28 protein-coding genes, 1 tRNA gene and 1 pseudogene are annotated in these 24,683 nt (G+C 71.9%); 16 read left to right on the top strand and 14 right to left on the bottom strand.

Going from position 1 to position 24,683, the window contains the following annotated elements; translation table 11 throughout:
• Positions 1–126: 126 nt before the first annotated feature.
• A complete protein-coding gene (locus DEJ19_RS03985; RefSeq protein WP_110864374.1) occupies positions 127–729 on the bottom strand; it encodes a TetR/AcrR family transcriptional regulator in 603 nt (200 codons plus the stop codon).
• A gap of 153 nt (positions 730–882) precedes the next feature.
• Here DEJ19_RS03985 and DEJ19_RS03980 point away from each other — a divergent pair, with 153 nt between their 5' ends.
• From DEJ19_RS03980 to DEJ19_RS03965, 4 genes are all read left to right on the top strand, one after another.
• Positions 883–1,857, top strand: a complete 975-nt coding sequence (locus tag DEJ19_RS03980; protein WP_111234063.1) for an alpha/beta hydrolase family protein — start codon at positions 883–885, stop codon at positions 1,855–1,857.
• Complete coding sequence (locus DEJ19_RS03975) at positions 1,854–2,831, top strand: SDR family NAD(P)-dependent oxidoreductase (RefSeq protein WP_111234064.1); 978 nt, start codon at positions 1,854–1,856, stop codon at positions 2,829–2,831. The genes DEJ19_RS03980 and DEJ19_RS03975 overlap by 4 nt, the downstream gene beginning before the upstream one ends.
• Positions 2,832–2,901: 70 nt before the next feature.
• Positions 2,902–3,348: a GNAT family N-acetyltransferase gene (locus DEJ19_RS03970; RefSeq protein ID WP_258377470.1), complete on the top strand. Its 447-nt coding sequence runs from the start codon at positions 2,902–2,904 to the stop codon at positions 3,346–3,348.
• A gap of 30 nt (positions 3,349–3,378) precedes the next feature.
• The gene (locus DEJ19_RS03965; RefSeq protein ID WP_111234066.1) at positions 3,379–4,845 is read left to right on the top strand and encodes an SDR family NAD(P)-dependent oxidoreductase; all 1,467 of its coding nucleotides are present in this window, start codon (positions 3,379–3,381) and stop codon (positions 4,843–4,845) included.
• 25 nt (positions 4,846–4,870) lie between these two features.
• Here DEJ19_RS03965 and DEJ19_RS03960 read toward each other — a convergent pair whose 3' ends face one another.
• From DEJ19_RS03960 to DEJ19_RS03940, 5 genes are all read right to left on the bottom strand, one after another.
• A complete protein-coding gene (locus DEJ19_RS03960) occupies positions 4,871–5,329 on the bottom strand; it encodes a MarR family winged helix-turn-helix transcriptional regulator (RefSeq protein WP_220035343.1) in 459 nt (152 codons plus the stop codon).
• A complete protein-coding gene (locus tag DEJ19_RS03955; RefSeq protein WP_111234067.1) occupies positions 5,326–6,597 on the bottom strand; it encodes an FAD-dependent monooxygenase in 1,272 nt (423 codons plus the stop codon). The genes DEJ19_RS03960 and DEJ19_RS03955 overlap by 4 nt, the downstream gene beginning before the upstream one ends.
• Positions 6,598–6,709: 112 nt before the next feature.
• The gene (locus tag DEJ19_RS03950; RefSeq protein WP_146250719.1) at positions 6,710–7,138 is read right to left on the bottom strand and encodes a hypothetical protein; all 429 of its coding nucleotides are present in this window, start codon (positions 7,136–7,138) and stop codon (positions 6,710–6,712) included.
• Positions 7,135–7,746 (bottom strand): nucleotidyltransferase family protein, encoded by a 612-nt coding sequence (locus DEJ19_RS03945; RefSeq protein ID WP_181437931.1) that lies wholly within the window; start codon positions 7,744–7,746, stop codon positions 7,135–7,137. Before DEJ19_RS03945 ends, DEJ19_RS03950 begins: the two co-directional genes overlap by 4 nt.
• 180 nt (positions 7,747–7,926) lie before the next feature.
• Positions 7,927–7,998 (bottom strand) — tRNA-Gln (locus DEJ19_RS03940).
• A 79-nt stretch (positions 7,999–8,077) separates the two neighbouring features.
• On the opposite strand from DEJ19_RS03940, the gene DEJ19_RS03935 reads away from it, so the two are divergent.
• Both DEJ19_RS03935 and DEJ19_RS03930 read left to right on the top strand, forming a co-directional pair.
• Positions 8,078–8,572, top strand: a complete 495-nt coding sequence (locus tag DEJ19_RS03935; RefSeq protein ID WP_027465090.1) for a MarR family winged helix-turn-helix transcriptional regulator — start codon at positions 8,078–8,080, stop codon at positions 8,570–8,572.
• A 47-nt stretch (positions 8,573–8,619) separates the two neighbouring features.
• Positions 8,620–9,096 carry a VOC family protein gene (locus tag DEJ19_RS03930; protein ID WP_111234069.1) on the top strand — a complete coding sequence of 159 codons (477 nt, stop codon included), beginning with the start codon at positions 8,620–8,622 and terminating at the stop codon, positions 9,094–9,096.
• 6 nt (positions 9,097–9,102) lie between these two features.
• On the opposite strand, the gene DEJ19_RS03925 is transcribed toward DEJ19_RS03930, so the two are convergent.
• The 8 genes and pseudogenes from DEJ19_RS03925 to DEJ19_RS03895 form a co-directional block, all read right to left on the bottom strand.
• Entirely contained in the window at positions 9,103–10,458 is a 1,356-nt protein-coding gene (locus DEJ19_RS03925; RefSeq protein ID WP_411913892.1) for an ABC-F family ATP-binding cassette domain-containing protein, read from the bottom strand.
• A 23-nt stretch (positions 10,459–10,481) separates the two neighbouring features.
• A pseudogene (locus DEJ19_RS21995) lies at positions 10,482–10,950 on the bottom strand (ATP-binding cassette domain-containing protein); the annotation flags it as partial.
• 228 nt (positions 10,951–11,178) lie between these two features.
• A complete protein-coding gene (locus DEJ19_RS03920) occupies positions 11,179–11,577 on the bottom strand; it encodes a PLDc N-terminal domain-containing protein (RefSeq protein WP_042537802.1) in 399 nt (132 codons plus the stop codon).
• Positions 11,574–12,236, bottom strand: coding sequence for a hypothetical protein (locus DEJ19_RS03915; protein ID WP_111234070.1), 663 nt, complete (start codon positions 12,234–12,236; stop codon positions 11,574–11,576). The genes DEJ19_RS03920 and DEJ19_RS03915 overlap by 4 nt, the downstream gene beginning before the upstream one ends.
• An 18-nt stretch (positions 12,237–12,254) precedes the next feature.
• Positions 12,255–12,695, bottom strand: coding sequence for a molybdenum cofactor biosynthesis protein MoaE (locus DEJ19_RS03910; protein ID WP_111039918.1), 441 nt, complete (start codon positions 12,693–12,695; stop codon positions 12,255–12,257).
• Positions 12,692–13,204, bottom strand: coding sequence for a MogA/MoaB family molybdenum cofactor biosynthesis protein (locus tag DEJ19_RS03905; RefSeq protein ID WP_111234071.1), 513 nt, complete (start codon positions 13,202–13,204; stop codon positions 12,692–12,694). The genes DEJ19_RS03910 and DEJ19_RS03905 overlap by 4 nt, the downstream gene beginning before the upstream one ends.
• The gene (gene moaC / locus DEJ19_RS03900) at positions 13,201–13,716 is read right to left on the bottom strand and encodes a cyclic pyranopterin monophosphate synthase MoaC (RefSeq protein ID WP_220035344.1); all 516 of its coding nucleotides are present in this window, start codon (positions 13,714–13,716) and stop codon (positions 13,201–13,203) included. Before moaC ends, DEJ19_RS03905 begins: the two co-directional genes overlap by 4 nt.
• Entirely contained in the window at positions 13,713–14,939 is a 1,227-nt protein-coding gene (locus tag DEJ19_RS03895; protein ID WP_111234072.1) for a molybdopterin molybdotransferase MoeA, read from the bottom strand. Before DEJ19_RS03895 ends, moaC begins: the two co-directional genes overlap by 4 nt.
• Before the next feature lie 107 nt (positions 14,940–15,046).
• Between DEJ19_RS03895 and DEJ19_RS03890 the strand changes: the two genes are divergently transcribed.
• The 10 genes from DEJ19_RS03890 (at position 15,047) to pgm (ending at position 24,477) form a co-directional block, all read left to right on the top strand.
• Complete coding sequence (locus tag DEJ19_RS03890) at positions 15,047–15,985, top strand: MTAP family purine nucleoside phosphorylase (protein ID WP_111099969.1); 939 nt, start codon at positions 15,047–15,049, stop codon at positions 15,983–15,985.
• Entirely contained in the window at positions 15,982–17,052 is a 1,071-nt protein-coding gene (locus DEJ19_RS03885; RefSeq protein WP_111030820.1) for an NAD-dependent epimerase/dehydratase family protein, read from the top strand. The genes DEJ19_RS03890 and DEJ19_RS03885 overlap by 4 nt, the downstream gene beginning before the upstream one ends.
• A gap of 384 nt (positions 17,053–17,436) precedes the next feature.
• A complete protein-coding gene (locus DEJ19_RS03880; protein WP_027465082.1) occupies positions 17,437–18,186 on the top strand; it encodes a glycosyltransferase family 2 protein in 750 nt (249 codons plus the stop codon).
• Positions 18,183–18,842 carry a TIGR04282 family arsenosugar biosynthesis glycosyltransferase gene (locus DEJ19_RS03875; RefSeq protein WP_111234073.1) on the top strand — a complete coding sequence of 220 codons (660 nt, stop codon included), beginning with the start codon at positions 18,183–18,185 and terminating at the stop codon, positions 18,840–18,842. Before DEJ19_RS03880 ends, DEJ19_RS03875 begins: the two co-directional genes overlap by 4 nt.
• Positions 18,839–19,501 (top strand): class I SAM-dependent methyltransferase, encoded by a 663-nt coding sequence (locus DEJ19_RS03870; RefSeq protein ID WP_071406012.1) that lies wholly within the window; start codon positions 18,839–18,841, stop codon positions 19,499–19,501. The genes DEJ19_RS03875 and DEJ19_RS03870 overlap by 4 nt, the downstream gene beginning before the upstream one ends.
• Positions 19,502–19,638: 137 nt before the next feature.
• The gene (locus DEJ19_RS03865; protein WP_181441621.1) at positions 19,639–20,589 is read left to right on the top strand and encodes an alpha/beta hydrolase; all 951 of its coding nucleotides are present in this window, start codon (positions 19,639–19,641) and stop codon (positions 20,587–20,589) included.
• Entirely contained in the window at positions 20,586–21,749 is a 1,164-nt protein-coding gene (locus DEJ19_RS03860) for a sensor histidine kinase (RefSeq protein WP_111234075.1), read from the top strand. Before DEJ19_RS03865 ends, DEJ19_RS03860 begins: the two co-directional genes overlap by 4 nt.
• On the top strand, positions 21,746–22,342 hold the full coding sequence (locus tag DEJ19_RS03855) for a response regulator transcription factor (protein WP_111234076.1): 597 nt from the start codon (positions 21,746–21,748) through the stop codon (positions 22,340–22,342). The genes DEJ19_RS03860 and DEJ19_RS03855 overlap by 4 nt, the downstream gene beginning before the upstream one ends.
• Before the next feature lie 126 nt (positions 22,343–22,468).
• Positions 22,469–22,714 (top strand): hypothetical protein, encoded by a 246-nt coding sequence (locus DEJ19_RS03850; protein ID WP_111099963.1) that lies wholly within the window; start codon positions 22,469–22,471, stop codon positions 22,712–22,714.
• A gap of 143 nt (positions 22,715–22,857) precedes the next feature.
• The gene (pgm, locus tag DEJ19_RS03845) at positions 22,858–24,477 is read left to right on the top strand and encodes a phosphoglucomutase (alpha-D-glucose-1,6-bisphosphate-dependent) (protein WP_111234077.1); all 1,620 of its coding nucleotides are present in this window, start codon (positions 22,858–22,860) and stop codon (positions 24,475–24,477) included.
• Positions 24,478–24,683 lie beyond the last annotated feature (206 nt).

The raw sequence follows: 24,683 nt of genomic DNA, 5'->3' as shown, positions 1-24,683 counted from the left end.
GGGCCCGGACCGGCCCCGACGGCGCTGGTGCGGCCCGAGACGGTCACGATGCCGGACGGGAGGCGCGTGACGGGCCCGCACCGCGCCTCCAGTCCGGTGCCGGTCGCGACCAGTGCACGTGGCCGGCTACGCGCTGTCGGTCACCGTCGGCTGCGCCTGCCGCAGCCCGGTGACCAGGAGGGTCACGATCGTCCGGACGTCGTAGTCGGGGTCCTGGGGGCTCCACGCCACCAGGTCGCCGACGGCCCGGAGCAGCTGGTACGGCGGGGTCGGCGCGGCCACCTCGCCGGACGCCCGCGCGGCGTCGAGCAGCCGGCCGAGCACGGGCACGAGCTCGTCGACGAACAGGGTGTGCAGCGCCGTGAAGCCGTCGGCGTCGCCCTCCCAGACGCGCGCCAGACCGTGCTTGGTGCCGAGGAAGTCGACGAACTGGTGCACCCAGCGCAGCAGGGCGGCGAACGGCGTCGGCTCCGAGCCGAGCAGCGCCGGCCCCGCGTCGACCAGGGCCTCGATCTGGTGCCGGTAGACGGCAACGACCAGGTCCGAACGGGTCGGGAAGTGCCGGTAGAGCGTGCCGACCCCGACCCCCGCGGCGGTGGCGACCTCGCGCACCGGTGCGCCGACGCCCGAGGCCGTGAAGACCGCGGCAGCGGCGTCGAGGATCGTGCGCTCGTTGCGCTCGACGTCGCGACGGCGACGCGGCGCGGGGTCGGGCGACGGGGTGCTCATGTGTCGATCATCGCACGACACCGACGCGATGCGGAACAGCGCTCCGCTTCCTCTTGCAATCCGGATCGTTGTTCCGTATCGTCCCGGAACGTCGCTCCGTTTCGGACGACGATCGCTCCGACACGGGCGACACCGCATCCCGGAAAGGCCCACATGGCACCCACAGCACCTCGACCGCAGGTCATCAGCGTGCGCCCCGTCACGCTTCCCGCACCCTCGCGCGGTCAGGACCTCGAGGTCCGGATCACCGCACCGACGACCGGCACCGACCTGCCCGTCATCGTCTTCGCCCACGGCTTCGGCCAGTCCATGACCGGCGGCGACCCCCTGGTCGACCACTGGACCGCGAACGGCTTCGTCGTCGTCCAGCCGACGTTCCTCGACGCGAAGGCCTACGGGCTGACGCTCGAGGACCCGCGCTACCCGACCATCTGGCAGACGCGGGTCGACGATCTCGAGCGGGTGCTCGACGACCTCGACCAGCTCATCGACGCGGTCCCCGGTCTGAGCGGGCGCGTCGACACCGCGCGCATCGCCGCGGTCGGACACTCGTGGGGCGGACAGTCCGTGGGCATGCTGCTCGGGGCACGCGTCCTGGACACCGACGGGCGGCCGGGCGAGGACCGCACCGACCACCGCGTGCGCGCCGGGGTCCTGCTGTCCACCACCGGGATCGCGCGAGGCGACCTCGTGCCGTTCGCGCAGGAGCACTTCGCGTTCATGAGCCCCGACTTCAGCCAGCTGCTCACCCCGTCGCTCGTCGTCGCCGGCGACCACGACCAGTCCCAGCTCTCGACGCGAGGCCCGGACTGGTTCACCGACGTCTACCACCTGAGCCCCGGCGCGCGGCACCTGGTGACCGTCCACGGCGGGGAGCACCTGCTCGGCGGGATCCAGGACTACGAGTCGACCGCCACCACGGACGAGAGCCCCGAGCGTGTGGACCTCGTCCGCCACACCACGACGGCGTTCCTCCGGACCGAGCTCGGCCTCGACCCCGACGCGTGGTCGGCGATCGCCGACGCCGTCGGCCCCGCCACCGCCGACGCGGCCAGCCCTGCTGCCGCCGTCGCGGCCAGCCCTGCTGCCGCCGTCGGCCACATCGAATCGAAGGAATACCACTCGTGATCACCCACCAGCACCCCCTGCCCAGCGGCTTCACCGCCGCGTCGACCGCCGCCGACGTCCTGCGCGGCGTCGACCTGACCGGGCGGAACGTCGTCGTGACCGGCGGACACAGCCGCCTCGGCCGCGAGACCAGCCGCGCCCTCGCGGCGGCCGGCGCCGACGTCACCGTCGCCTCCCGTGACGTCGACCGTGCATCAGCCGCCGTCGCGGGCATCCCGGGCATCCACGTCGAGGCCCTCGACCTCACCGACCCGTCGTCGGTCGACGCCTTCGCCGCGCGCTGGTCGGCCTCCGGCCGCCCGCTGCACATGCTCGTGAACAGTGCCGCGATGCTCTTCACCCCGGACCGCCGACTCGACGGCCGCGGCAACGAACTGGCGTTCTCGACGACGCACCTCGGGCACTTCCAGCTCACGCGGGCGCTCCTGCCCGCCCTCCTGGAGGCCCGTGGTGCGCGGGTCCTGACCGTCACCTCCGGTGCGGCGCGGTTCGGGCAGATCCGGTGGGACGACCTGACGTTCGCCCACGGGTACGACCCGGTCACCGCGTACGGCCAGTCGAAGCGCGCCAACGTCCTGTTCACGGTGGAGCTCGACCGGCGGTACGCCGACCAGGGCATCCGCGCCTTCGCCGCGCACCCGGGCGTCATCATCGGACCCGGCCCGCACGACGCTTCGCAGATCGCTTCGTACCGCGAGCAGGGACTGGTGGACGACCACGGGGAGACCCTCATCGACCCCGAGGTCGGCAAGAAGACCGTCGAGCAGGGCGCCGCGACGCTCGTGTTCGGTGCCGCGAGCCCGCTGCTCGACGGCGTCGGCGGGGTCTACCTCAAGGACAGCGACGTCGCCGTGATCGACGACCGGGTCCTGCCCCTGACCGCGGACCGCATCCCGTCGGACGCGAACTCGGCGATGCTCGACGCAGACGATGCCCGGCGGCTGTGGGAGGTCAGCGAGGGGCTCCTGGCCTGATCGTGGTCAGCCGGGGGCCTCGTCTGCTCAGTGTCGGCGTTGTCCTCGCTACTGTGTGACGGTGCTGAGCGTGCGGATCGAGAGCCCCCGGCAGGACGACGTCCTGCACCTGCTGCAGCAGGGCGACGACTACGGACTGAGCCTCTACCCGGCCGAGAACTACCACGCCCTCGACGTCGACGACCTGGACCAGCCCGACGTCACGTTCCTGGTGGCGCGTGAGGACGGCACCGCCCTCGGCACGGTGGCGCTCGTCGACGCCGGCGACGGCACCGGCGAGGTGAAGCGCATGTTCGTGAGCGATGCCGCGCGTGGGCTCGGCGTGGGGACGCGGCTGCTCGACGCCCTGCACGACCGGGCCCGCGCGGTCGGCATCGGGACCGTCCGGCTCGAGACCGGCCTGCCGCAGGCCGCGGCCATCGCGCTGTACCGGAAGGCCGGGTACGCGGACATCCCCCGGTTCGGCCCGTACGTCGACGACCCGACGAGCGTGTGCATGGAACAGCAGCTCGTCTGACCGGTGCCCGGTCCCGACGTAGGATCGCGTGTGAGCTCCGAGCACCCCGAACCCAGCGGCATCGACCCCGACGACCTGGCCGTCGCGCTCCGGGTGCTCGAGCAGCTGCCGTCGATCGACGAGACGCACCCGGACTTCATCCGGGTCCGCCAGGCCACCGCGAAGATGTTCAAGGCCGTCAAGCGTGCGCACCGTCTCGAGAAGCGCGGCGTCATCGCCGAGGCCGACCGCCGGGTGATCGCCGCCACCGCCACCGGGGCCGCCGACCGGATCGATGACGAGACCCGCGGCGTCCTGATCAGCGCCTCGACCGCGTCGACGACCGCGGGCACGCTGCTGAAGTCACGGCCCTGCTACATGTGCAAGCAGCACTACACGGTCGTCGACGCGTTCTACCATCAGCTCTGCCCGGCGTGCGCTCGCATGAGCCACGCGAAGCGCGACGCCCGGACGGACCTGACCGGCAAGCGGGCGTTGCTCACGGGCGGTCGCGCGAAGATCGGCATGTACATCGCCCTCCGGCTGCTGCGCGACGGGGCCCACACCACCATCACCACGCGGTTCCCCCGCGACGCGGTGCGCCGGTTCGCGAGCCTGCCCGACTCCGCCGACTGGATGGACCGCCTGAAGGTCGTCGGCATCGACCTGCGTGACCCCGCCCAGGTGATCGGGCTCGCCGAGGACGTCGCCGCGTCCGGCCCCCTCGACATCCTGATCAACAACGCCACGCAGACCGTGCGCCGGTCGACCGGGGCCTACCAGCCGCTGGTCGACGCGGAACTCGCGCCGCTGCCCGACGGACCGCTGCCCGAACTCGTGACCTTCGGGCACACGAACGACCAGCACCCGCTGGCGCTCGCCCGCTCGGTGGCCGCGCACCCGATCCTCGCGGCCGCCGCAGCCCGAGCCGACGAGCTGACCGAACAGGCGATGGCGCCCGGATCGAGCTCGCTCGAACGGCTCGCCCTGGGCACCGCCATCGACGCCGGCGGCCTGGTCCCCGACCTGCACGACGAGAACTCGTGGACCCAGCAGGTCGACGAGGTCGACCCCCTCGAGATGCTCGAGGTCCAGCTGGCCAACACCACGGCGCCGTTCATCCTCATCTCGAAGCTCCGCCCCGCGATGGCCGCGAGCACAGGACGTCGCACCTACGTGGTGAACGTCAGCGCCATGGAGGGGGTGTTCGGCCGCGCCTACAAGGGGCCGGGTCACCCGCACACGAACATGGCGAAGGCCGCCGTGAACATGCTCACCCGCACGAGCGCGCAGGAGATGTTCGAGACCGACAACATCCTGATGACGAGCGTCGACACCGGGTGGATCACCGACGAACGGCCGCACCCCACGAAGGTCCGGCTCGCCGAAGAGGGCTTCCACGCGCCGCTCGACCTGGTCGACGGGGCAGCCCGCGTCTACGACCCGATCGTCCGGGGCGAAGCGGGCGAGGACGTGTTCGGTGTCTTCCTGAAGGACTACGCGCCGAGTTCGTGGTGACGAGCGGCTGACCGGACCGGTTTAGTCAGCTTTTCGACGGAGCCGTCTCCTGCGGCAGGACCGCGGCGAAGCGGAGCAGGAAGTCGCGCACCACCATCAACGTGTCGTCGTCGTACGAACCGATCGCCTCGTCGAGCTCCGCGGCACGTGACCCGAGGAACCCACTGCTGCGTTCCCGGGTGAGATCGGCGACGCGGAGGGTGACGACCCGACGGTCCGCGCTCTCGCGGCTCCGCACGATCAAGCCACGCTCCTCCAGTCGGTTGACCAACGCGTTCGCCGCCCCCGAGGTCATCCCGATCCGCCGGGCGAGCCGCGTGCCCGTCATCGGCTCGCCCTCGGTCTCCGCCCAGAGGATCTCCCCCAGCGCGACGCCGTCCGAGGTCGGCAGCTCCATCCATGCTGCGAAGTGGAGCGCCGACTCCTGGTACCGGACGGCGTAGTGGCGGAGCGCCTCGAGGGTCTGGGAGCGCAGGTCGGTCATGCGATCAATTCTGCCGCCTTCCGGGCCCCCTGCAGTGTCGGGTAGTGCGGCAGGACGGGGACGTGCTTCTCGCTCGTCAGTAGGTACTTCTGGGCGAAGCCGCGGACCGGACCGAGCGACGCCACCCGGAGCGCCGCCCGCACCGCGCGGACGCCCGCCTTCGACGACGGGTGCAGCAGGCGCGCACCGCCGCGCGGAAGCCCCTGGGCGCTGTCGGCGTACCCGCGGAGCATCTCCTCGTAGCTCGCGAAGGCATCCGGGATCGAGTACCCGTGACCAGCGCCGGCGGCCGGCTCGATGGTCCGTGCGAGCTCCCCGGCCAGGATGTGCGCGCCGACCAGGGACAGCGTCGTGCCCATGCCGGTCGGCCCGGAGCCCCAGGCTGCGTCACCGAGCAGCGCGATCCGACCCTTGCTCCATCGCGACACCACGACCTGTTCCATCCGCTGCGTGTAGAACTCGTCGGACCGCTCGCTGAACCCGTCGAGGATCCGCTCCGTCTGCCACCCTGCGCCCCGGAAGCGCTCGCGCAGGATCCGCAGCTGCACGTCGACGGGGAGCTGCTCGAAGCCCATCGGCTCCGACTCGAAGGACACACTGGCCCGGATCGTCCCCTCGTTGTCGGGCCGGATCGACGCGACACGTCCACGCGGCGCCGTGTACCAGTCCCAGTGGTCGGTGTCGCTGCCGATCCGGTCGAGCGTGCCGTAGGCGATGCTGACGCCGTGGTCGCGGTACTCCGTCTCGTCGGCGAACAGGATCCGACGGGTGCGCGAGCTGCGGCCCTCGGCGACGACGACCAGGTCGAACCGCTCCGGAGCGCCACTGTCGTAGCGGACGCTCACCCCGGCATCGTCCTGCTCCGCCCCGGTGATGAAGTCGCCGTAGCGGCGGTCGATCGAGTCCGGCAGGGCGTCCACGAGGATCCCGGCGAACGTGCCCCGCAGGATCTCGATCTCGGCAGTCGGACCGTCCTGGCCCTCGGTCTTCGGAAACGTGGCGTACGGGGTGCCGTGCTCGTCCACGTACCGTGTGCCCGCTTCGCCGGTGAGGTGCTGCATCACCGTGTCGCGGAGGCCCATGCGCTCGAGGACCTCGCGCCCGAGTCCCCGGACGTCGATGTTCTGGCCGGTGGTCCGCTGCTCCGGCGACCGCTCGAGCAGCGTGACATCGAAGCCCGATCGGTCGAGTCCCCACGCCAGCGCGGGGCCCGCGATGCTCGCGCCGGTGATCAGGACGCGTGGGCGGTGGTGCGGCGTGGTCGCCATGGGTGGTCCTCTGCTCGTGGGGCGGAGAGTGCCGCCCCACGAGCACTATACCTTCACAGCGATAACACTCCACAGAGAAGACGCTTTCGGGTCCGCGTCGATCGGTGAGCTGTCAGACCAGATCCTCCGCGACGGCAACGAGTGCGCGGGCGGCCGCACCGGCATTGTGGATGTCCGATGCGTCTACTGACCTGGCACTGTAGGCCGCCTTGTTCTTGACCCGAACGAGCGTCTCGAGGTGCTTCGCGGTTGGCCGGTCTGTCGCATCCTGCAGGATCGAGACGCCGTCGTTGTGGCTCGCCCCACTGCTGTACCTTCCGGTCTTGCCGATGCAGATGGCGTCTGCCGCGGCGTTCCCTGCATCGACGCACAGGTCGACGAAGGAGTCGGCATGAGGGGACGTCGGAACCAGGATCCCGTCCTCGGCACCGAGCTCGAACAGCGTCTCGGCTGACTCGAGGAAGCCCTTGGCCTTCTCGAGCCGACCGCGCATGAAAGCGTTGTCGCCGTCAGTGGTCGACGGCAGTTTCGGTGGAGTCAACGTGCGGCCTTCCTGAGGTGGGCTTGGAGCCATCGGCGGTCTTCCACGAGGGGAATACCCTCACTCGCGATGGAACCGATGAGCGGGTCATCGGGGCCGACCCCCGAGACGTCGTACACGATGGGGTTCACCTGGTTGCCGGTCCACCGGTGAACGGCAATGGTGAGGTCGTAGATGCGGTCCTCAGCATCCGTCCGCGAAACGGCGTCCACGGCGAAGAACAGATCGATGTCGCTGTCCGGTCGCATCGCACCTCGCGCGGCCGAGCCGAACAACGCTGCATAGCGGACCGGCATCGATGCGATCTCCCCGCGGACCCTGTCGAGGAAGCGGGTACGAGCTCCGGCGACCTCGAGGACCGCCGACGCGAGGAGATGGTCTCGGTTGAGCGCGTACGTGCTCACGCCGCCGATGTCGTCGAACACAACGATGCCCTGCTCCGTCAGACGGTCAAGCACCTTCTTCACGCCGTTTCGCGAACGGCCTCCGGGCACGAGCCGCTGGACCGCGGACACCGTGAAGGGTCGGTCCGACAGGCCGCTCAGCACCATCAGAACGTCACCATCGAGGCCGCTCGACAACGCCGCGAACGGGCTCTGCAGCTGCACGACACCCTCCTCACCTCGGTCATCCAGCATCACTATAGTGACGCGTACATCACTATAGTGATGGGAAGCAACCAGAAGGAACCACTTCCGGGCAATCCCCGGACAGATGCAGCGCACTCGCCCCTGCGGTCGGGTCGCTCGAATTGAGCAGCGAAGATGCGACCGGTCAGCGCGGAGTTGCTCCGCCTCCAGGATTCGAACCCGGACCTAACGGCACCAAAGGCCGTCGTGCTGCCATTACACCAAGGCGGAACGCACCCGGAGGTGCTCCTCCATCCTCCCACGACCGACGAGGCTGGCTGTCCGCTCCGGGTTCGGCCAAGATGGTGGGATGCCGCATGAGGACGAGGTCGATCGCATCGTCGCGGCGTGGGGTCGTGAGCGTGCCGACCTCGACTTCGGCCCGCTCGAGGTGCTGTCCCGCGTGGACCGGCTCGCCCGGCACCTGGACCGTGCCAGACGGACCGCGTTCGACGCGAGCGACATGGAGCCGTGGGAGTTCGACGTCCTGTCGGCCCTGCGGCGCGCAGGTGAGCCGTACGAGCTGAGCCCGAAGACCCTGCTGCAGCAGACCCTGGTGTCGAGCGGCACGATGACGAACCGCGTGGACCGTCTTGCGGCCCGCGGCTTCGTGGGGCGACGGACCGACCCGAAGGACGGCCGCGGCATCCTCGTCTCGCTGACGGGCAAGGGCCGGGTGGCGGTGGACGCGGCGATCGCGGACCTGCTGGCCGCCGAGCGCGACATCCTGTCCGGGGTCTCCGCCGACGAGCAGGGCCAGTTGGCCGGGCTGCTCCGCCGGCTCATCCTGGGTCTCGGGGACTGACCGAAGGCGTGGCACGGGCCGAGCGGCCCCGGCGTAGCGTGCGGCGCATGCACGCCATCACCCTCGCCGTCGCCGACGTCGCTCGATCGGCCGATTTCTACCGCGCCCTGCTCGGCATCGAGGGCAGCGGGGTGATCGGCACCGAGTACCCCGCCACCGAGACGCAGGCCGGCGGCACCACGGCGATGTTCACCCTCGACGACGGCCTGATCGTCAGCGTCTACGGCCGGGACGACATGGCGAAGGACTCCGGCGTGCCGCTGGCCGCGGCACCGAGCAGCACGATCGGGCACTTCACGAGCAGTCAGGCCGAGGCCGAGGCGTTCCTCGAGCGGGCGCAGGCAGCGGGTGCCACGATGCCGGAACCGCCGTACACGCGCCCGTGGGGCATGTGGTCCGGCTTCTTCCAGGACCCGGACGGGCACCTGTGGGAGGTCGTGGCGAACCCCGGCGGTGGAGCCCCCGAGGACGCCACGCCGACGGACAGCGGCCAGGATGCGGTCGACCCCGCGTCCGTCGACTAGACCGCCTCAGACCCCGAGCAACTCCGCGACCTCGAGCCAGCGCTCCTCGAGCTGCTCGACTTCGGCCTCGAGCGCACCGAGCTTCGCCTGCAGTTCGCCGAGCCCGGCGTAGTCGGACTGGTCGTGCGTCGCGAACTGGTCGAGCAGCTTCTTGCGGTCCGCGCCGACCTTCGCGATCTTCCGGTCGAGCGCCGACATCTCCTTCTCAGCCGTCCGCCGGTCCGCTCCCGACAGGGCGGACGCACCAGCGGCCGTGGACCCGGCCACGGCACCGGCCGAACCGGTCCCGCCGACGGTGTCGGGCCTCCCGGCAGATGCGGCGGCAGCCGCAGAGGCGGTCCCGCCACCGGTGCCGGCCTCGCGCAGACGCATGTACTCGTCGACGCCGCCGGGCAGGTGGCGCAGGTGCCCGCCGAGCACGGCGTACTGCTGGTCGGTGACGCGCTCGAGCAGGTACCGGTCGTGGCTGACGACCAGCAGGGTGCCGGGCCAGGTGTCGAGCAGGTCCTCCATGGCGGCGAGCATGTCGGTGTCGAGGTCGTTGGTGGGCTCGTCGAGGATGAGCACGTTCGGCTCGTCGAGCAGGATGAGCATGAGCTGCAGGCGCCGCTTCTGCCCACCGGACAGGTCCTTGACCGGCGTGGAGAGCTGCTCCGAGGTGAAACCGAGCCGCTCGAGCAGCTGCGACGGCGTCATCTCCTTGCCGTCGGCGACGTAGCTCGTCTTCTTGCGGGCCACGACCTCGCGCACGCGGTCGTCTGCGAACTGCTGCAGGTCGGCGAGCTGCTGGTCGAGCACCGCGACCTGCACCGTCTTGCCGGTCTTCACCCGCCCGCTCGTCGGCTGCAGCCGGCCGGAGACCAGGTTGAGCAGCGTGGACTTGCCGGCGCCGTTCGGGCCGAGGATGCCGGTCCGCTCCCCCGGTGCGATGCGCCACTCGATGCGGTCGAGGATCTGCGTGCCGTCGAACGAGACGCTCACGTCGAGCAGGTCGACGACGTCCTTGCCGAGGCGCGCGGTCGCCGTCCGGGACAGCGCGACCGTGTCGCGGATCGGCGGGACGTCGTCGATCAGGGCGTTCGCCGCGTCGATGCGGAACTTCGGCTTGCTCGTGCGGGCCGGGGCACCGCGGCGGAGCCACGCGAGCTCCTTGCGGGCCAGGTTCTGCCGGCGCTGCTCGATCGTGGCGGCCTGCCGGTCACGCTCGACGCGCTGCAGGATGTACGCGGCGTAGCCACCTTCGAAGGGGTCGACGACGCCGTCGTGGACCTCCCACGTGTCGGTCGACACGGCGTCGAGGAACCACCGGTCGTGCGTCACGACGACCATGCCGCCCTGGTTCGACGACCAGCGGCGGTTGATGTGCCCGGCGAGCCACTCGATGCCCTCGACGTCCAGGTGGTTGGTCGGCTCGTCCAGGAACAGGACGTCCCAGTCGCCGACCAGCAGCCGCGCGAGTGCCACACGACGACGCTGCCCACCGGACAGCTCGTCGACGCTGACGTCCCACGGGATGTCCGAGACCAGACCGCCGATGATGTCGCGGATCTTCGGGTCACCGGCCCACTCGTGCTCCTCGAGGTCGCCGACGACGGTGCTGCCGACGGTCGCGCCCTCGGGCAGGATGTCGCGCTGGTCCAGGTAGCCGATGGTCAGCCCGCGGCGGTGCGTGACGCGGCCGCCGTCCGGCTCGAGGCGCTGGGACAGCAGTGCGAGGAGGGTCGACTTGCCGTCGCCGTTCCGGCCGACGACGCCGATCCGGTCGCCCTCGTCGATGCCGAGGGTGACGTTGTCGAAGACGACCTTGGTGGGGAACTCGAGATGCAGGTTCTCGGCGCCGAGGAGATGTGCCACGCGTCAAGGGTAGGTGTCGCGGCGGGGTGGTGGGTGCGGGGCGGGTGGTTCGGGTGTTCGGCCGGCCGGCTCTGGTCGCACGGTGCGCGCTTGTTCGAGTGGTGCGAGGTTGCCCGCTCGGTGCGAGCCTGTAGCGGCACACGGAGCGCGCAACCTCGCACCAGTCGACAGACCGCGCCCGGTGCGACGGTTCGTCGGCGCGCTGGCGCTTCGGCCTGGAGGCCCGGGTCAGCTCGCGGGGGCGGTGTCACCCTCGCCCGCGGCCTCCTTGGCACGCTTCAGGCGGGCCTGCGCCTCCCAGTACTCGATCTCGCGCTCGAGCTCGGCGAGCTCCTGCTCGGTACCGGTGACGCGCTTGGCGCCGTGGGCACTGCGGGCGTCGCCGAGGGTCGCGTACCGGTCCTCGTGGCGGGTCGGCTCGATGTAGCGACCGTGGTTCCGTTCGCCCGGAGCCCAGTCGTGGCCGATGGCGAACCAGACGATGCTGCCGACGACGGGCACCAGGATCACGAGGATCACCCACGCGATCTTCGGCAGGCCGCGGATCTGGTCATCCGTCTTCGTCAGGATGTCGATCAGGGCGAAGACCAGCAGGATGACGGTGATCCCGGGCAGCAAGACGCTCATGTTCGCGATTCTATGGATCCGCCTGGAGTCTCACCATGCCCCGAACGAGCGTCCCGGTTGCGAAGGTGCACAGGGTGGGCGTCGAGGTACCGGCGGGCGAGCACCGCGGACCGTGCCGTCCATGCGAACTGCCCCGCGGCGGCGATGCCACCCGCCAGGTAGACGGGCCAGAGCGTGACGCCGGAGAACGCGACGGCCGCCCACACGACCACGAGGCCCGCGGTCAGCTGGATCCCGGTGCCGTCGGTGAGTTCGACGGCCCGAGCCCGCACGATCGCCAGCCGGTCGGTGGGGGCAGCGCGCCGCCCGGTCGCGGCCGCGGTCACCGCCCGTTGCTCGCGTTGCTGCAACGGCGCGAGCACCGCCACCGGCCGAGCAGCCACGCCGTTCCGTCTCCGGCGGATGCTGACCTGGACGGCTTCACTGAGACCGGCCACGAAGCCCAGTCCAGCGACCACGGCCGAGAGCGTGAAACGAGCGTCGGAGCCGGCGGGCAGGACGATCGCCCCGACGCCGAGCACCACCAACACCAGCACGATCGCCAGGACGAACCAACGCACCTGCAGGACAGCACCCGGGGGCTGCGCCGAGACGGCGCGAGCACGTTGCTCGGACTCGGCCCACCGGCGTTCCACCACCGTCGGTTCGACATTCGACATTCGACCGTTCGGCAGACGTCACAGCGCCGCGACCCACTCGTCCGTCCCGTCGGTGAACCGCTGGTGCTTCCAGATCGGCACGCGCTCCTTCACGAGGTCGACCAGGGCACCGCACGCGGCGAACGCCTGCGCCCGGTGCGACGACGACACCGCTGCGGCGAGCGCGACGTCCCCGATGCCGAGCGCCCCGACCCGGTGCAGCACGGCGATCCGGACGTCGGGGTGGTCCTCGGCGATGGTCCGGGCGACCTCGGTGATGACCTCGCCGGCACTCGGATGCCCTTCGTAGTCGAGCGTGGTGACGCCCTTGCCACCGTCGTGGTCACGGACGATGCCGGCGAAGGTCACCACGGCGCCGTCCTGCTCGGTGGCCACCACGGCTGCGACCTCGTCGACGCTGATGTCGCGGTCGACGACGTCGGCCAGCACGACCCGTGCGGCGGCCTCGGTGGTGCTCACGAGGCGCTCCGCGGGGCGTGGCCCTCGCCGTGCACCTGTGCGACCACGTGGTCGAGTACTCCGTCGAGCACGGCGAGTCCGTCGGACACCCCACCGCGCGACCCGGGCAGGGTGACGAGCAGACAGCCGGCGTTCGTGACCCCGGCGACGCCGCGGGTGAGCAGGGCGGTGGGGCCGGCACCCGCGAGTCCGCGTCGACGGATCTCCTCGGTGATGCCGGGCAGTTCGAGGTCGATCAGCCCCGCCACCGCCTCGGGGGTCCGGTCGGTCGGGGTGACCCCGGTGCCGCCGGTGGTGATGACGACCCGGGCGTCGGCCAGGAGTTCCGCGGTGATGGTCTCGGTGATCGCGCCGCCGTCGGGGACGATGATCGGGTCGCTCGTGGTGAACCCGTGGTCGCGCAGCCAGTCGGCGATGACGGATCCGGTGCGGTCGAGTGCAGGGTCGGCGGCGGCCTGCGTGGACACCACGACGACGGCGGCCCGGCCCCTGGTCGGCTCGGCGGTCATCGGTTGCTCCAGTCCCCGGAGCGCCCGCCGTGCTTCTCGAGCACGCGCACGTCCGTGATCACGGCCGCCCGGTCGACGGCCTTCACCATGTCGTACACCGTCAGGGCGGCGACGCTCGCCCCGGTCAGGGCTTCCATCTCGACGCCGGTGCGGGAGGTCGTGCGGACCGACACCTCGATCAGCACGCGGTCGTCGGTGCCGGTGATGTCGACCTGCACGCCGGCGATCGGCAGCGGGTGGCACAGCGGGATGAGGTCGGAGGTCTTCTTCACCGCCATGATCGCGGCGATGCGGGCGGTGCCGACGACCTCGCCCTTGGGCAGCGAGCCGTCGAGGATGCGTACGACGATGTCGGGACGGGTGACGACGGTGGCGGTGGCGGTGGCTGACCGGTCGGTGACGTCCTTCGCGGAGACGTCGACCATGTGCGCGGTGCCGTCAGCGCGGACGTGCGACAACTCGTCGGTCGGCGTCGGTTCGGACCGCATCTGGTCAGCGGACGGGTCGGTCATCGGAGGCTCCAGACGGTCAGGGGGTCGCCGACCTCGACGGCGTCGACCCCCACGGGGACGTGCACCAGGTGGGTGGCGGCGGCGTAGTGGACGAGCAGGTGCGAACTCGGGCCACCGACGAAGTGCACGGCACCGTCCTGCACCCGGCCGCGACGGACCTGGTGCTTGCCGACGGGTGAACCGGCAGCGGACGCCGCCGGCAGGACCTGCGTGGGCCGGTCCGGCACGAGCCCGACGGCGGCAGCGAGCAGCGGGCGCAGGAACACCTCGAACGAGACGAGCGCCGACACCGGGTTGCCGGGGAAGGACACGACCGGCACGGCGCGACCGGCACCGAACACGACGCTGCCGAACGCCTGCGGCCCACCCGGTTGCATCGCGACCGGCGTCACCGCGAGCCTCCGGGGTTCGAGCGCCTGTCGCACGACCTCGTACGCCCCGGCGCTGATGCCCCCGGTGGTCAGCACGAGGTCGGCCCAGTCCCCCACGGCTGCATCGAGCGCCCGGTCGAAGGCATCGACGTCGTCGGGCACCCGGACGGCCCGTGAGTCCGCACCGACCTGGGCGAGGGCTGCCCGCAGCGCGATGCCGTTCGCGTCGCCGATGGTCGCCGCATCCGTGTCGGCACCCTGCAGCTCGGACCCGGTCGACACGACGAGGACCCGCAGTGGTCGGCGCACCGACACGGTCGTCACCCCCGCAGCAGCCAGCGCGCCGAGCAGCGCCGGCGTGACGGCGGAACCGGCCGGAGCGAGCTCGGCACCGGCGGGCAGGTCGCTGCCGGTCACCCGCACGAAGGTGCCGGCGGTCAGGTCGGCGGGCACCGTCACCCGTGGCAGCTCGAGCGCCGCCGGGAACGCACCGGGCTCGGTCGCCTCGACCGGGAACACCGCGTCGGCGCCGGTCGGGATCCGTGCACCGGTCATGATCGGCGCGGCCGTGCCGGGCTCGAGCGGTTCGGGCACCACGCCGGCCGGGATGGGTGCGACGACCCGGACGGCCTGCCCCGCGTCCGCGGCCTGCACGGCGAACCCGTCCATCTGACTGTTGTCGAACGGCGGCAGCGGAACGGGCGAGAGGACGGCCGCCGCGAGCACGCGGTGAGCGAACCCGGCACCGGCATCGGCGAGTTCGTCGAGCGGCAGTTCTTCTGCTCCGAGGCCCGCCACCACCGGCGCGAGCAACGCCGCCAGGTCGTCGCGGTGCTGACCGATCGTTCGCACAGGTGCCTCCGAACAGGGGGTTGGTGGCGCCGCTCCCGGTTCGCCCGGTGGCGCCGTCAGTAGCGTAGCCAGCGCGCAGCCCGCGCCGACGACCAACCGGAGGACCTGTGGAGAACGACGAAGCCGTGACGATCGGTGTCATCGGAGGCTCCGGCCTCTACCAGCTGTTCGAGGAGGGCACCGCCGACGAGCTCGACGTCCCGACCCCGTTCGGCCCGACGTCGAGCCCGATCAGCATCGGCACGATGGCCGGACGACGGGTCGCGTTCCTGACCCGCCACGGCCGTGAGCACTCCGTCGCCCCACACCGCATCAACCACCGTGCGAACGTCTGGGCGCTCCGTTCGCTCGGCGTCCGCGCGATCGTGTCCTCGAGCGCCGTCGGCGGCCTGCACCCCGACTACGCCCCGGGCACCTTCGTCGTGACCGACCAGCTCATCGACCGCACCTGGGGCCGCGCCGACACGTTCTTCGAGGACGACGTGCAGCACCTGTCCTTCGCCGACCCGTTCGACCCGACGCTCCGGCGCGCGGCGATCGACGCCGTCGCCGGACTCGACGTGCCGTTCCGTCCGACCGGCACCTGCGTCGTCATCCAGGGCCCCCGGTTCTCCACCCGCGCGGAGTCCGTCTGGCTCCGCCAGGCCGGCGGCCACACCGTCAACATGACGATGACGCCCGAGGTCCCGCTCGCCGCCGAACTCGGCATCGCCACCGTGAACCTGTCGTTCGTGACCGACGCCGACGCCGGCCTGGCCCCGACCGAGGACGAGGCCGCCGCCGCAGCCGCAGCCAGCGGCCCCGACGTCGACGACGCCGGAGCCGTCGTCACCCACGCGCTCGTCATGGAACGCCTCGCCCGCGCCAACGAGGTCATCGTCCGCGCCATCGGCCAGATCGTCGCCGCGATCCCCGCCGACTTCACCCCGCGCGAACTCGTCCCGACCAGCGCGAGCGCAAGCATCATGCAGGCCCAGCCGACCACGGGTGTCACCGCCACGAAGGCCCAGTCCGCCGCCACCGCCACCACGGGCGCCACCGCATGAGCCGCCTCCTCGTCACCGGCGGCGCCGGCTTCATCGGCTCCGCGATCGTCCGCCGCGCCCTGGCCGACGGCCACGAGGTCCGCGTCCTCGACTCCCTGCGCGACGACGTGCACGGCGACCCCGCCGAGGTCATCCGCGCCCACCAGCAGCAGGGCATCGCGTTCGTGCACGGCGACGTCCGCGACCGGGTCGCCCTCGACGCCGCCCTCGACGGCATCGACGTCGTGTGCCACCAGGCGGCCAAGGTCGGCCTCGGCGTGGACTTCCAAGACGCCCCCGACTACGTCTCGTCGAACGACGCCGGCACCGCCCACGTCCTCGCCGGCATGGACCGGCACGACATCGGCCGGCTCGTCGTCGCCAGTTCGATGGTCGTCTACGGCGAGGGCGCGTACACCACCGCCTCCGGCGAACCCACCCGTCCGCCGGCCCGCCGCCGCGAGGACCTCGACGCCGGCCGCTTCGACCCGATCGGCCCCGACGGTCAGCCCCTGCTGCCCGGCCTGATCGACGAGTCCGCCGCGCTCGACCCCCGCAACGTCTACGCGCAGACGAAGGTCGCGCAGGAGCACCTCGCCTCGAGCTGGGCCCGTGCCACGGGCGGCCGCGCGATCGCGCTCCGGTACCACAACGTCTACGGACCGGGCATGCCCGCGAACACCCCCTACGCCGGTGTCGCCTCCCTGTTCCGCTCGGCACTGGCCCGCGGCGAGGCACCCCGCGTCTTCGAGGACGGCGCCCAGCGACGCGACTTCGTGCACGTCGACGACGTCGCCGGCGCGAACGCTGCCTCCATCGCGGCGACCGCCGACCTGCCGTCGGACACGTTCCGCGCGTACAACGTCGGCTCCGGCACCGTGCACACCATCGGAGACATGGCCGCCGCGATCGCCGGACCCGACGGCCCGCAGCCGGTCGTCACCGGCGAGTACCGCCTGGGCGACGTCCGCCACGTCACCGCGAGTTCGGCACGCATCGCCGCCGAGCTCGGCTGGCACGCCGAGGTCGACTTCGAGGCCGGCATGCGCGACTTCGCGACGGCTCCGCTCCGCAGCGCCGTCCGCTAGCCGGAACGCGTGCGCGAGCGGCGCACCGCTGGCCGTGCCTGAGAGCGCGACCAGCCACCGGACGGGAGGCCCGTGACGGCGCCGCCCCGCGCCTCCCGTCCGCAGTCCCCGCCCCCAGGGCCACGCAAGACGCCGTCGTGTCGGCACCACGCCCCCAGGTTCGCGAGACGCCGCCGCATTCGGCGGCGTCTCGACGACACGACGTCGTCTTGCGCAACCACTCGCGGACCCACACACGCACCCTGTCCCCCGTTCTGGGGACCGTCCGCGAACCAGACGCGCTGAACGACCAGGACCCGGCAGTTTCCTGTACCCCGCCGCGCGTCGTCGTGTTGTGTCGAGTGCATGCCAGGACAGACCCGTCGATCCGACCGACCGCACCGAATGACGGACATGACTGTCGACGTGATCCTGCCGTGCCTCGACGAGGCGGACGCCCTGCCGAAGGTCATCGCACGGCTCCCCACGGGCTACCGGGCCATCGTCGTCGACAACGGATCGACCGACGGATCGGCCGACGTCGCCCGCGCCCACGGCGCCCTCGTGGTGACGGAACCGGTCAAGGGATTCGGCTCGGCCTGCGCCGCCGGCGTCGCCGCGGCGACCGCCGACTTCGTCGCGTTCTGCGACGCCGACGCCTCGATGGACCCCGCCGAGCTCCCGCCCCTGGTCGACCGCGTGGCCAGCGGCCGCGTCGACCTCGCACTCGGCCGCCGCGTCCCGACCGGCCGCGGTGCGTGGGCTCCGCACGCACGCTTCGCGAACCGCGTCCTCGCCGTCCTCATGCACCGCGCGACCGGCTACCGCCTGCGCGACCTCGGCCCGATGCGCGTGATGCGCCGCGAGGACCTCGTGTCCCTCGACCTGCGCGACCGCCGCAGCGGCTACCCGCTCGAGATGGTCCTGGCCGCGCACGCCGCCGGCTGGCGCGTCGACGAGTCCGACATCGGGTACGCGCAGCGCATCGGCGACAGCAAGGTCACCGGCACGCTCCGCGGCACGATCAACGCGGTGCGGGACATGTCCCGTCTGCTCCGTGCGTACCGCCGGGAGGCCCGTGTCCGGGTCGTCGCGCCGGGACCGCTCCGCCAGGCGGCCGAGTCCACCCCCGTGGTCGAGGAGGCCCGCTCGTGACCGCCACCAACGCCAGCGACGCTTCGCGCACCGACGTCACCGTCGCCGTCGTGGCGAAGGAGTGCCTGCCCGGCAAGGTGAAGACCCGGCTGACGCCGGCGCTCTCCCCCGAGGGCGCCGCGCGCGTCGCGTCCGCGAGCCTCGGCGACACCCTGGCGACCGTCCGCGCACTGCCCGCGGCACGCCGGGTCCTGTTCTTCGACGGCGACGTCGTGCCCGCCGCGGCCGACGGGTTCGAGGTGCTGCACCAGCCCGGTGGCGGCCTGGACGAGCGCCTCGGGTTCCTGTTCGACGCCGTCGACGGTCCGCTGCTGCTCGTCGGCATGGACACCCCGCAGGTGTCCACCGCGGACCTCGCACCGGTGTTCGACGACGCCGAGCGCGACGCCTGGTTCGGCCCGGCCGAGGACGGCGGCTTCTGGTCGCTGTACCTCCGACAGCCCACCGGCGATCTGCTGCGCGGCGTCCCCATGTCGCGCGACGACACCGGAGCCGTGCAGCTCGCACGCCTGACCGACGCCGGACTCGACGTGGGCGTGCTCGGCGAATTGCTCGACGTCGACACCATGCCGGACGCCGAGCGGGTCGCCGACCTCGCACCCGACTCCGACTTCACCCGGGCACTCCGTGCCGAGACCGTGGGGAGCACCCGATGACCATGCACGCACCCGTCTCGTTCGGTGCCGGCGGCGGCGAGCCGTACGCCCGTGCGCTCCGCACCGACGGCCACCTGCGCCTGACCGACGCCGACCGTCCCGACGCCGTCACCACGATGGACGTCGGCCGCTGGAGCGCCGCCGCCGACCGTGTCGACCGCTCGCTGCTCGACGACGTCGACGGCGGCGTCATCGACATCGGCTGCGGCCCGGGCCGGATGCTCGTCGCCGCACGCTCCCGGGGCATCCCGGCGCTCGGCGTGGACGTCTCCGCCGAGGCCGTCGCCATCGCGCAGCGCTCCGGCGGCACCGCCCTGCAGGGTTCCGTGTTCGACGCCGTGCCCGACGAGGGCCACTGGGACACCGCGCTCGTGATCGACGGCAACATCGGAATCGGCGGCGACCCGACAGCCCTGCTCGCCCGCTGCCGCGAGATCGTACGAGCCGGCGGCCGGGTCATCGTGGAGACGAACCCCGAGGTCACGGCCGACCGCGTGTACACCGCGCGGGTGGTGGACGCCGACGGCAACGAGAGCGCCGGGTTCCCGTGGGCCGAGGTCGGCCTCGATGCCCTGCACCGGCACGCGGCGGAAGCCGGACTGGTCGCGCGGCAGAGCTGGACGGCCGAGGGCCGGAACTTCTGCGAGCTGCTCGCCTGAGCTGGCCGCGGCACGATCGACCATGACATCCGTCACGGTCGATCGTGACACCGGGGCACATCCGCGCGGCGCCCCGCGCCGTTTGACTGATCGGACCCGCCGCGCGCACCCTGCGCGGCCCGATCGAGACGAGCACCGTGCGGAAGTCCCTGCGCATCACCCTGATCACCCTCGGCGCACTGGTGGCGGTCCCGGTCCTCGCCCTGGCGACGACGACGGTCGTCAACGTCGTCGCGACCCACGTCGAAGCGTCCGAGATCGACGACTACGGCGAGCGTGTTCCCGTGGACGGCAAGCGGATGAACGTCGTCGTCCGCGGCACCGGCAACACGTCCGACACCGGCACGATCGTGCTCCTGCCCGGGCTCGGCACCGCCGCCCCCGGACTCGACTTCGGGCCGCTCATCGACCAGCTCGCCCGGACACACCGGGTCGTCGCCGTCGAACCGTTCGGCACCGGGCTGAGCGACCAGACCGACGTCCCGCGGACCGCCGCGAACATCACCCGCGAGGTCCACGAGGCCCTGCAGCACCTGCACGTCGACCGGTACGTGCTGATGGGCCACTCGGTCGCGGGCATCTACGCCCTGCCCTACACGAAGGCGTACCGCGACGAGGTGACCGCCTTCGTCGGCATCGACAGCAGTGTGCCGCGACAGTCGAGCTGGGACGAGCCGATCCCGACCGGCGCGATCGTCGCCCTCGACCGACTCGGTCTGCTGCGCGCTCTCGGTGGAGCGTCCTCGGACACGTACGGCGATGCCTACGACGACGCGACGAGGCGCCAGATGCAGCTGCTCTCGGCGAAGAACGGTGCCGCCCCGACGATCATCGACGAGATGCGGCACGCGCCGGAGAACTTCCGGTCCGTCGAGGACTCGCGGTTCCCCGCGGACCTGCCGGTGCTGTTGTTCGTGCGGACGAACGACAACGACGTGCCGAACTGGGTCCGGTTGCACGAGCGCCAGGCCGCGAGCGTGGACCACGGCCGGGTGATCGGGCTGGTCGGCGACCACTACCTGCACCACACGCTGTCCGAACGGATCGCCAGGGACACCGACGCGACCCTCGCTACCCTGGGCGCGTGACGCATCCCGGGCAGGAGCGGCCCCGCGCCGACGCCGACGTCCGGGTGGTCCGCTGGTCCTCGGTCGCGTCGCTGTGGCTCGTGGTGCTGGTGGGCGGCGGCGCGCAGGTCCTGATCGGGACCGACGGTCCGCCGACAGCGCGCACCCCCGTGCTCGTCGTGCTCACCGTCGCCGCGATGGTGGCGGCGCTCGCATCGATCCCACTGCTGCTCCGTCCCGCCGGTGCGGCGTCGGCACGCCACCCGGCCGTGCTCGCCCTGCTGGTGCTCGCGGTCGCCACGTGGGTGGTCGCGCTGGTTCCGTCGGCGACCGGCTCCGCGTGGTCGTTCACCCTGGCGATCGCGGGCGGCACGGTCGGCTGCATGCTGCGCGGGTGGGCTCGGGTCACCGTGCTCGCCGGCACCGTCGTCCTGCTCGTCGGGGCGGCCGACGCCCGTGCCGAGCCATCCGAACTGGTCCTGGTCGGGACCCTCGCGCTCTTCGCCCTGATGCCGCTGAGCGTCGTGTGGATCCACCGCGTCGTGCTCCGGCTCGAAGCCGCTCGTCGCACCGCGTCCGACCTCGCAGTCGCCGAGGAACGGCTCCGCTTCGCGACCGACCTGCACGACATCCAGGGCCACCACCTGCAGGTCATCGCCCTGAAGAGCGAGCTCGCCGAACGGCTGCTCGACGCCGACCCCGAGCGTGCCCGGAGTGAGCTGTCCGACATCCGGACCGTGGCACAGGAGGCACTCGAGGACACCCGCGCGCTCGTCGGCGGATACCGCACCGTGACGGTGGCGGTCGAGGCCCGGAACGCCGCAGCCGTCCTGCGGTCGGCGGGGGTCAGCTGCCGGGTGCAGCTCGAGACCGCCGGCATGCCCGACGCGGTCGGCGCACTGTTCGCCGTCGCGATCCGCGAGGCAGCGACGAACACCATCCGGCACAGCCACGCCAGCACCGCGTCGATCGAGCTGCTGCCCGACGGCGACGCCTGGCGACTCACGGTGGCGAACGACGCACCGCGGTCGTCCGGACGACACGGTACCGGCACCGGCATCGACGGGCTCCGACAGCGGGTCGCGACGCACGGCGGGACGGTCGACGTCGACCGGAGCGAGGACCGGTTCGCCCTCCTCGTGCGCATCCCGGTACCTGCACGAGCGGCGGTGCGCCCGTGATCAGGATCGTCATCGCCGACGACGAGGAACTCATCCGTGGCGCGCTCGTCGCCCTGCTCAGCCTGGAACCCGACCTCGAGGTCGTCGCCGACGTCGCCGACGGTGCAGCAGCGGTCACCGGGGCCCGGACGCACCGGCCGGACGTCGTCCTGCTCGACCTCGAGATGCCCGTCCTCGACGGCATCGAGGCCGCCCGTGCACTGTCGGACGCGATGCCCACCGTGATCGTCACCCGCCATGCGCGGCCGGGGACCCTCCGGCGTGCCCTGTCCGCCGGGGTCCGCGGCTTCGTCCCGAAGTCCACGCCGGCCGCCCGGCTGGCCGAGATCATCCGTGACGTGGCGGCGGGCGAGCGGTACATCGACGCCGGTCTCGCGGCGGCCGCGCTCACCGAGGACGAGAGCCCGCTCACCCCGCGCGAGGCCGACGTCCTGCGCTGCACCCGTGACGGGCTCGCGACGAAGCAGATCGCCCGGGAGCTCTCGCTCGCGCACGGCACGGTCCGGAACCACCTGTCGTCGGCGATCGCGAAGCTGCACGTCGACAACCGCGTCGCAGCCGCCGCCGTGGCCTGGGACCGAGGGTGGGTCTGACCGCAGAACGCATCCTTGTTTTGCACGATGCAAGACAAGCGCGTAGAGTAGTGGTCATCCAGCCGACGGCGTCGCGGTCGCCGGCTCGGTGACCTGCGGACCTCGGCACGACGACGAGGAGCACCCATGCAGAACCGTCAGAACCCCCTGGGCGGCGCCTACGTGACCGGCCTCGAGTCCCGCGCCGAGATCGGCACCTTCACCGGCGACGCGACCCGCAGCCCGATCGGCAGCTACACCGGTACCGGCACCGGCCGCGCACTCGGCCGCTTCGTCGACACGCAGTTCCGCCGTCCCGGCACCGCGACGTCCTCGACGCGCACCGTGACCGGTTCGTTCCGCACGGCGACGGGTTCGTTCCGCACCGCCTGAGGCACCTGCCTCCACAGACCGCGAGCGGTCGTCCACCCCGGGGGTCCCCCCTCAACCCGGGTGGGGCGGCCGCTCGCTCGCGTTCCCGGCCTCTGGTGCACTTCCCCCGAACGCGCCAGGGCGGCCGATGCCAGGATGGACGCATGAACGACCGCGCCGGCACCCCAGCGACCGCAGACGACCTCGTCGACCTCGACGAGCTCCTCGCCGCCTACCACGACCGAGTGCCCGACGTCTCGGTCCCCGAGCAGAAGGTCGTGTTCGGCACGTCCGGACACCGCGGGTCGTCGCTCGACACCGCCTTCAACGACACCCACATCGCCGCCATCGCGCAGGCGATCGTGGAGTACCGCCGCGACCAGGGCACCGACGGGCCGCTCTTCATCGGCCGCGACACCCACGCCCTCTCGGCCCCCGCCGAGCAGACCGCGCTGCAGGTCCTCGCCGCCAACGGCGTCCGCGTGCTCGCCGACAGCGAGGACGGCTTCGTGCCGACGCCCGCGCTGAGCCACGCGATCATCCGTTACAACCGCGCCGGCAACCCGGACACGGCCGACGGCATCGTCATCACGCCGAGCCACAACCCGCCCCGCGACGGCGGCTTCAAGTACAACCCGCCGCACGGTGGTCCCGCCGACAGCGACGCCACGAGCTGGATTGCGAACCGGGCGAACGCGATCATCGAGGGCGGCAACGTCGAGGTGCAGCGCACCGAGGACGCCGAGCCCGAGCGCTACGACTTCCTGAACACGTACGTCGCCGACCTCGAGAACATCATCGACATCGCCGCGATCAAGCGTGCCGGCGTGAAGATCGGTGCCGACCCGCTCGGTGGCGCCTCGCTGCCGTACTGGAACGCCATCCGCGACCACTACGGACTCGACCTGACCGTCGTGAACCCCGAGGTCGACCCCACGTGGGCGTTCATGACGCTCGACTGGGACGGCAAGATCCGGATGGACCCGTCGAGCCCCTCGGCGATGGCCTCGGTGCTCGCTCGCAAGGACGACTTCGACGTGCTGACCGGCAACGACGCCGACTCTGACCGGCACGGCATCGTCACGCCCGACGGCGGACTGATGAACCCGAACCACTACCTCGCGGTCGCGATCGAGTACCTCTACGCGCACCGGCCCGAGTGGCGCGACGACGCCGCGATCGGCAAGACGCTGGTGTCGTCGAGCATCATCGACCGGGTCGCCGAGTCCCTGGGCCGTCGCCTGTGGGAGGTCCCGGTCGGCTTCAAGTGGTTCGTCCCCGGCCTGATCGACGGCTCGGTGGCCTTCGGCGGCGAAGAGTCCGCGGGTGCGTCGTTCCTGCGCACCGACGGCACCGCGTGGACCACCGACAAGGACGGCATCATCCTGGCGCTCCTGGCGTCCGAGATCGTCGCCGTCACCGGCAAGACCCCGTCGCAGCTCTACGCCGAGCTGACCGAGCGCTTCGGTGCGCCGGTCTACCAGCGCGTCGACGCCGCGGCCTCGAAGGAGCAGAAGGCCCGCCTCGGCAAGCTCGACGGCGACGCCATCACCGCGGACACCTTGGCCGGTGACCCGATCACCGCGAAGCTGTCGAAGGCCCCGGGCAACGACGCAGCCGTCGGCGGCGTGAAGGTCGTCACCGACAAGGCGTGGTTCGCCGCGCGCCCGTCGGGCACCGAGGACGTCTACAAGATCTACGCGGAGAGCTTCGTCGGGCAGGAGCACCTCGAGCAGGTGCAGCGCGAGGCCAAGGAGATCGTCGACGCAGCACTGGGCGCGTAGCGCCCTCGTCGGACGGGCTACGGGTCTCGGACACCGCAGCCCGTCCGCCGGAACCGAGCCGGGCCTCCAGGCCGTGTGCCACCGGGGCCCACTGGGCGCACCGTGACTGCCGATCCACTCAGGAAGCCGTCTCGGTGCGACCGAGCACTTGCGGCAGTTGTAACTTTGCAGGCAGCGCAAAAATTGTTCTGCCAGCGCATCGGTAC

This window comes from Curtobacterium sp. MCSS17_016 (genome assembly GCF_003234255.2).
GTDB classification, from domain to species: Bacteria; Actinomycetota; Actinomycetes; order Actinomycetales; family Microbacteriaceae; genus Curtobacterium; species Curtobacterium flaccumfaciens.
Note: the sequence above shows the minus strand (reverse complement) of the source record. Positions and strands in the feature narration are given on the sequence as shown.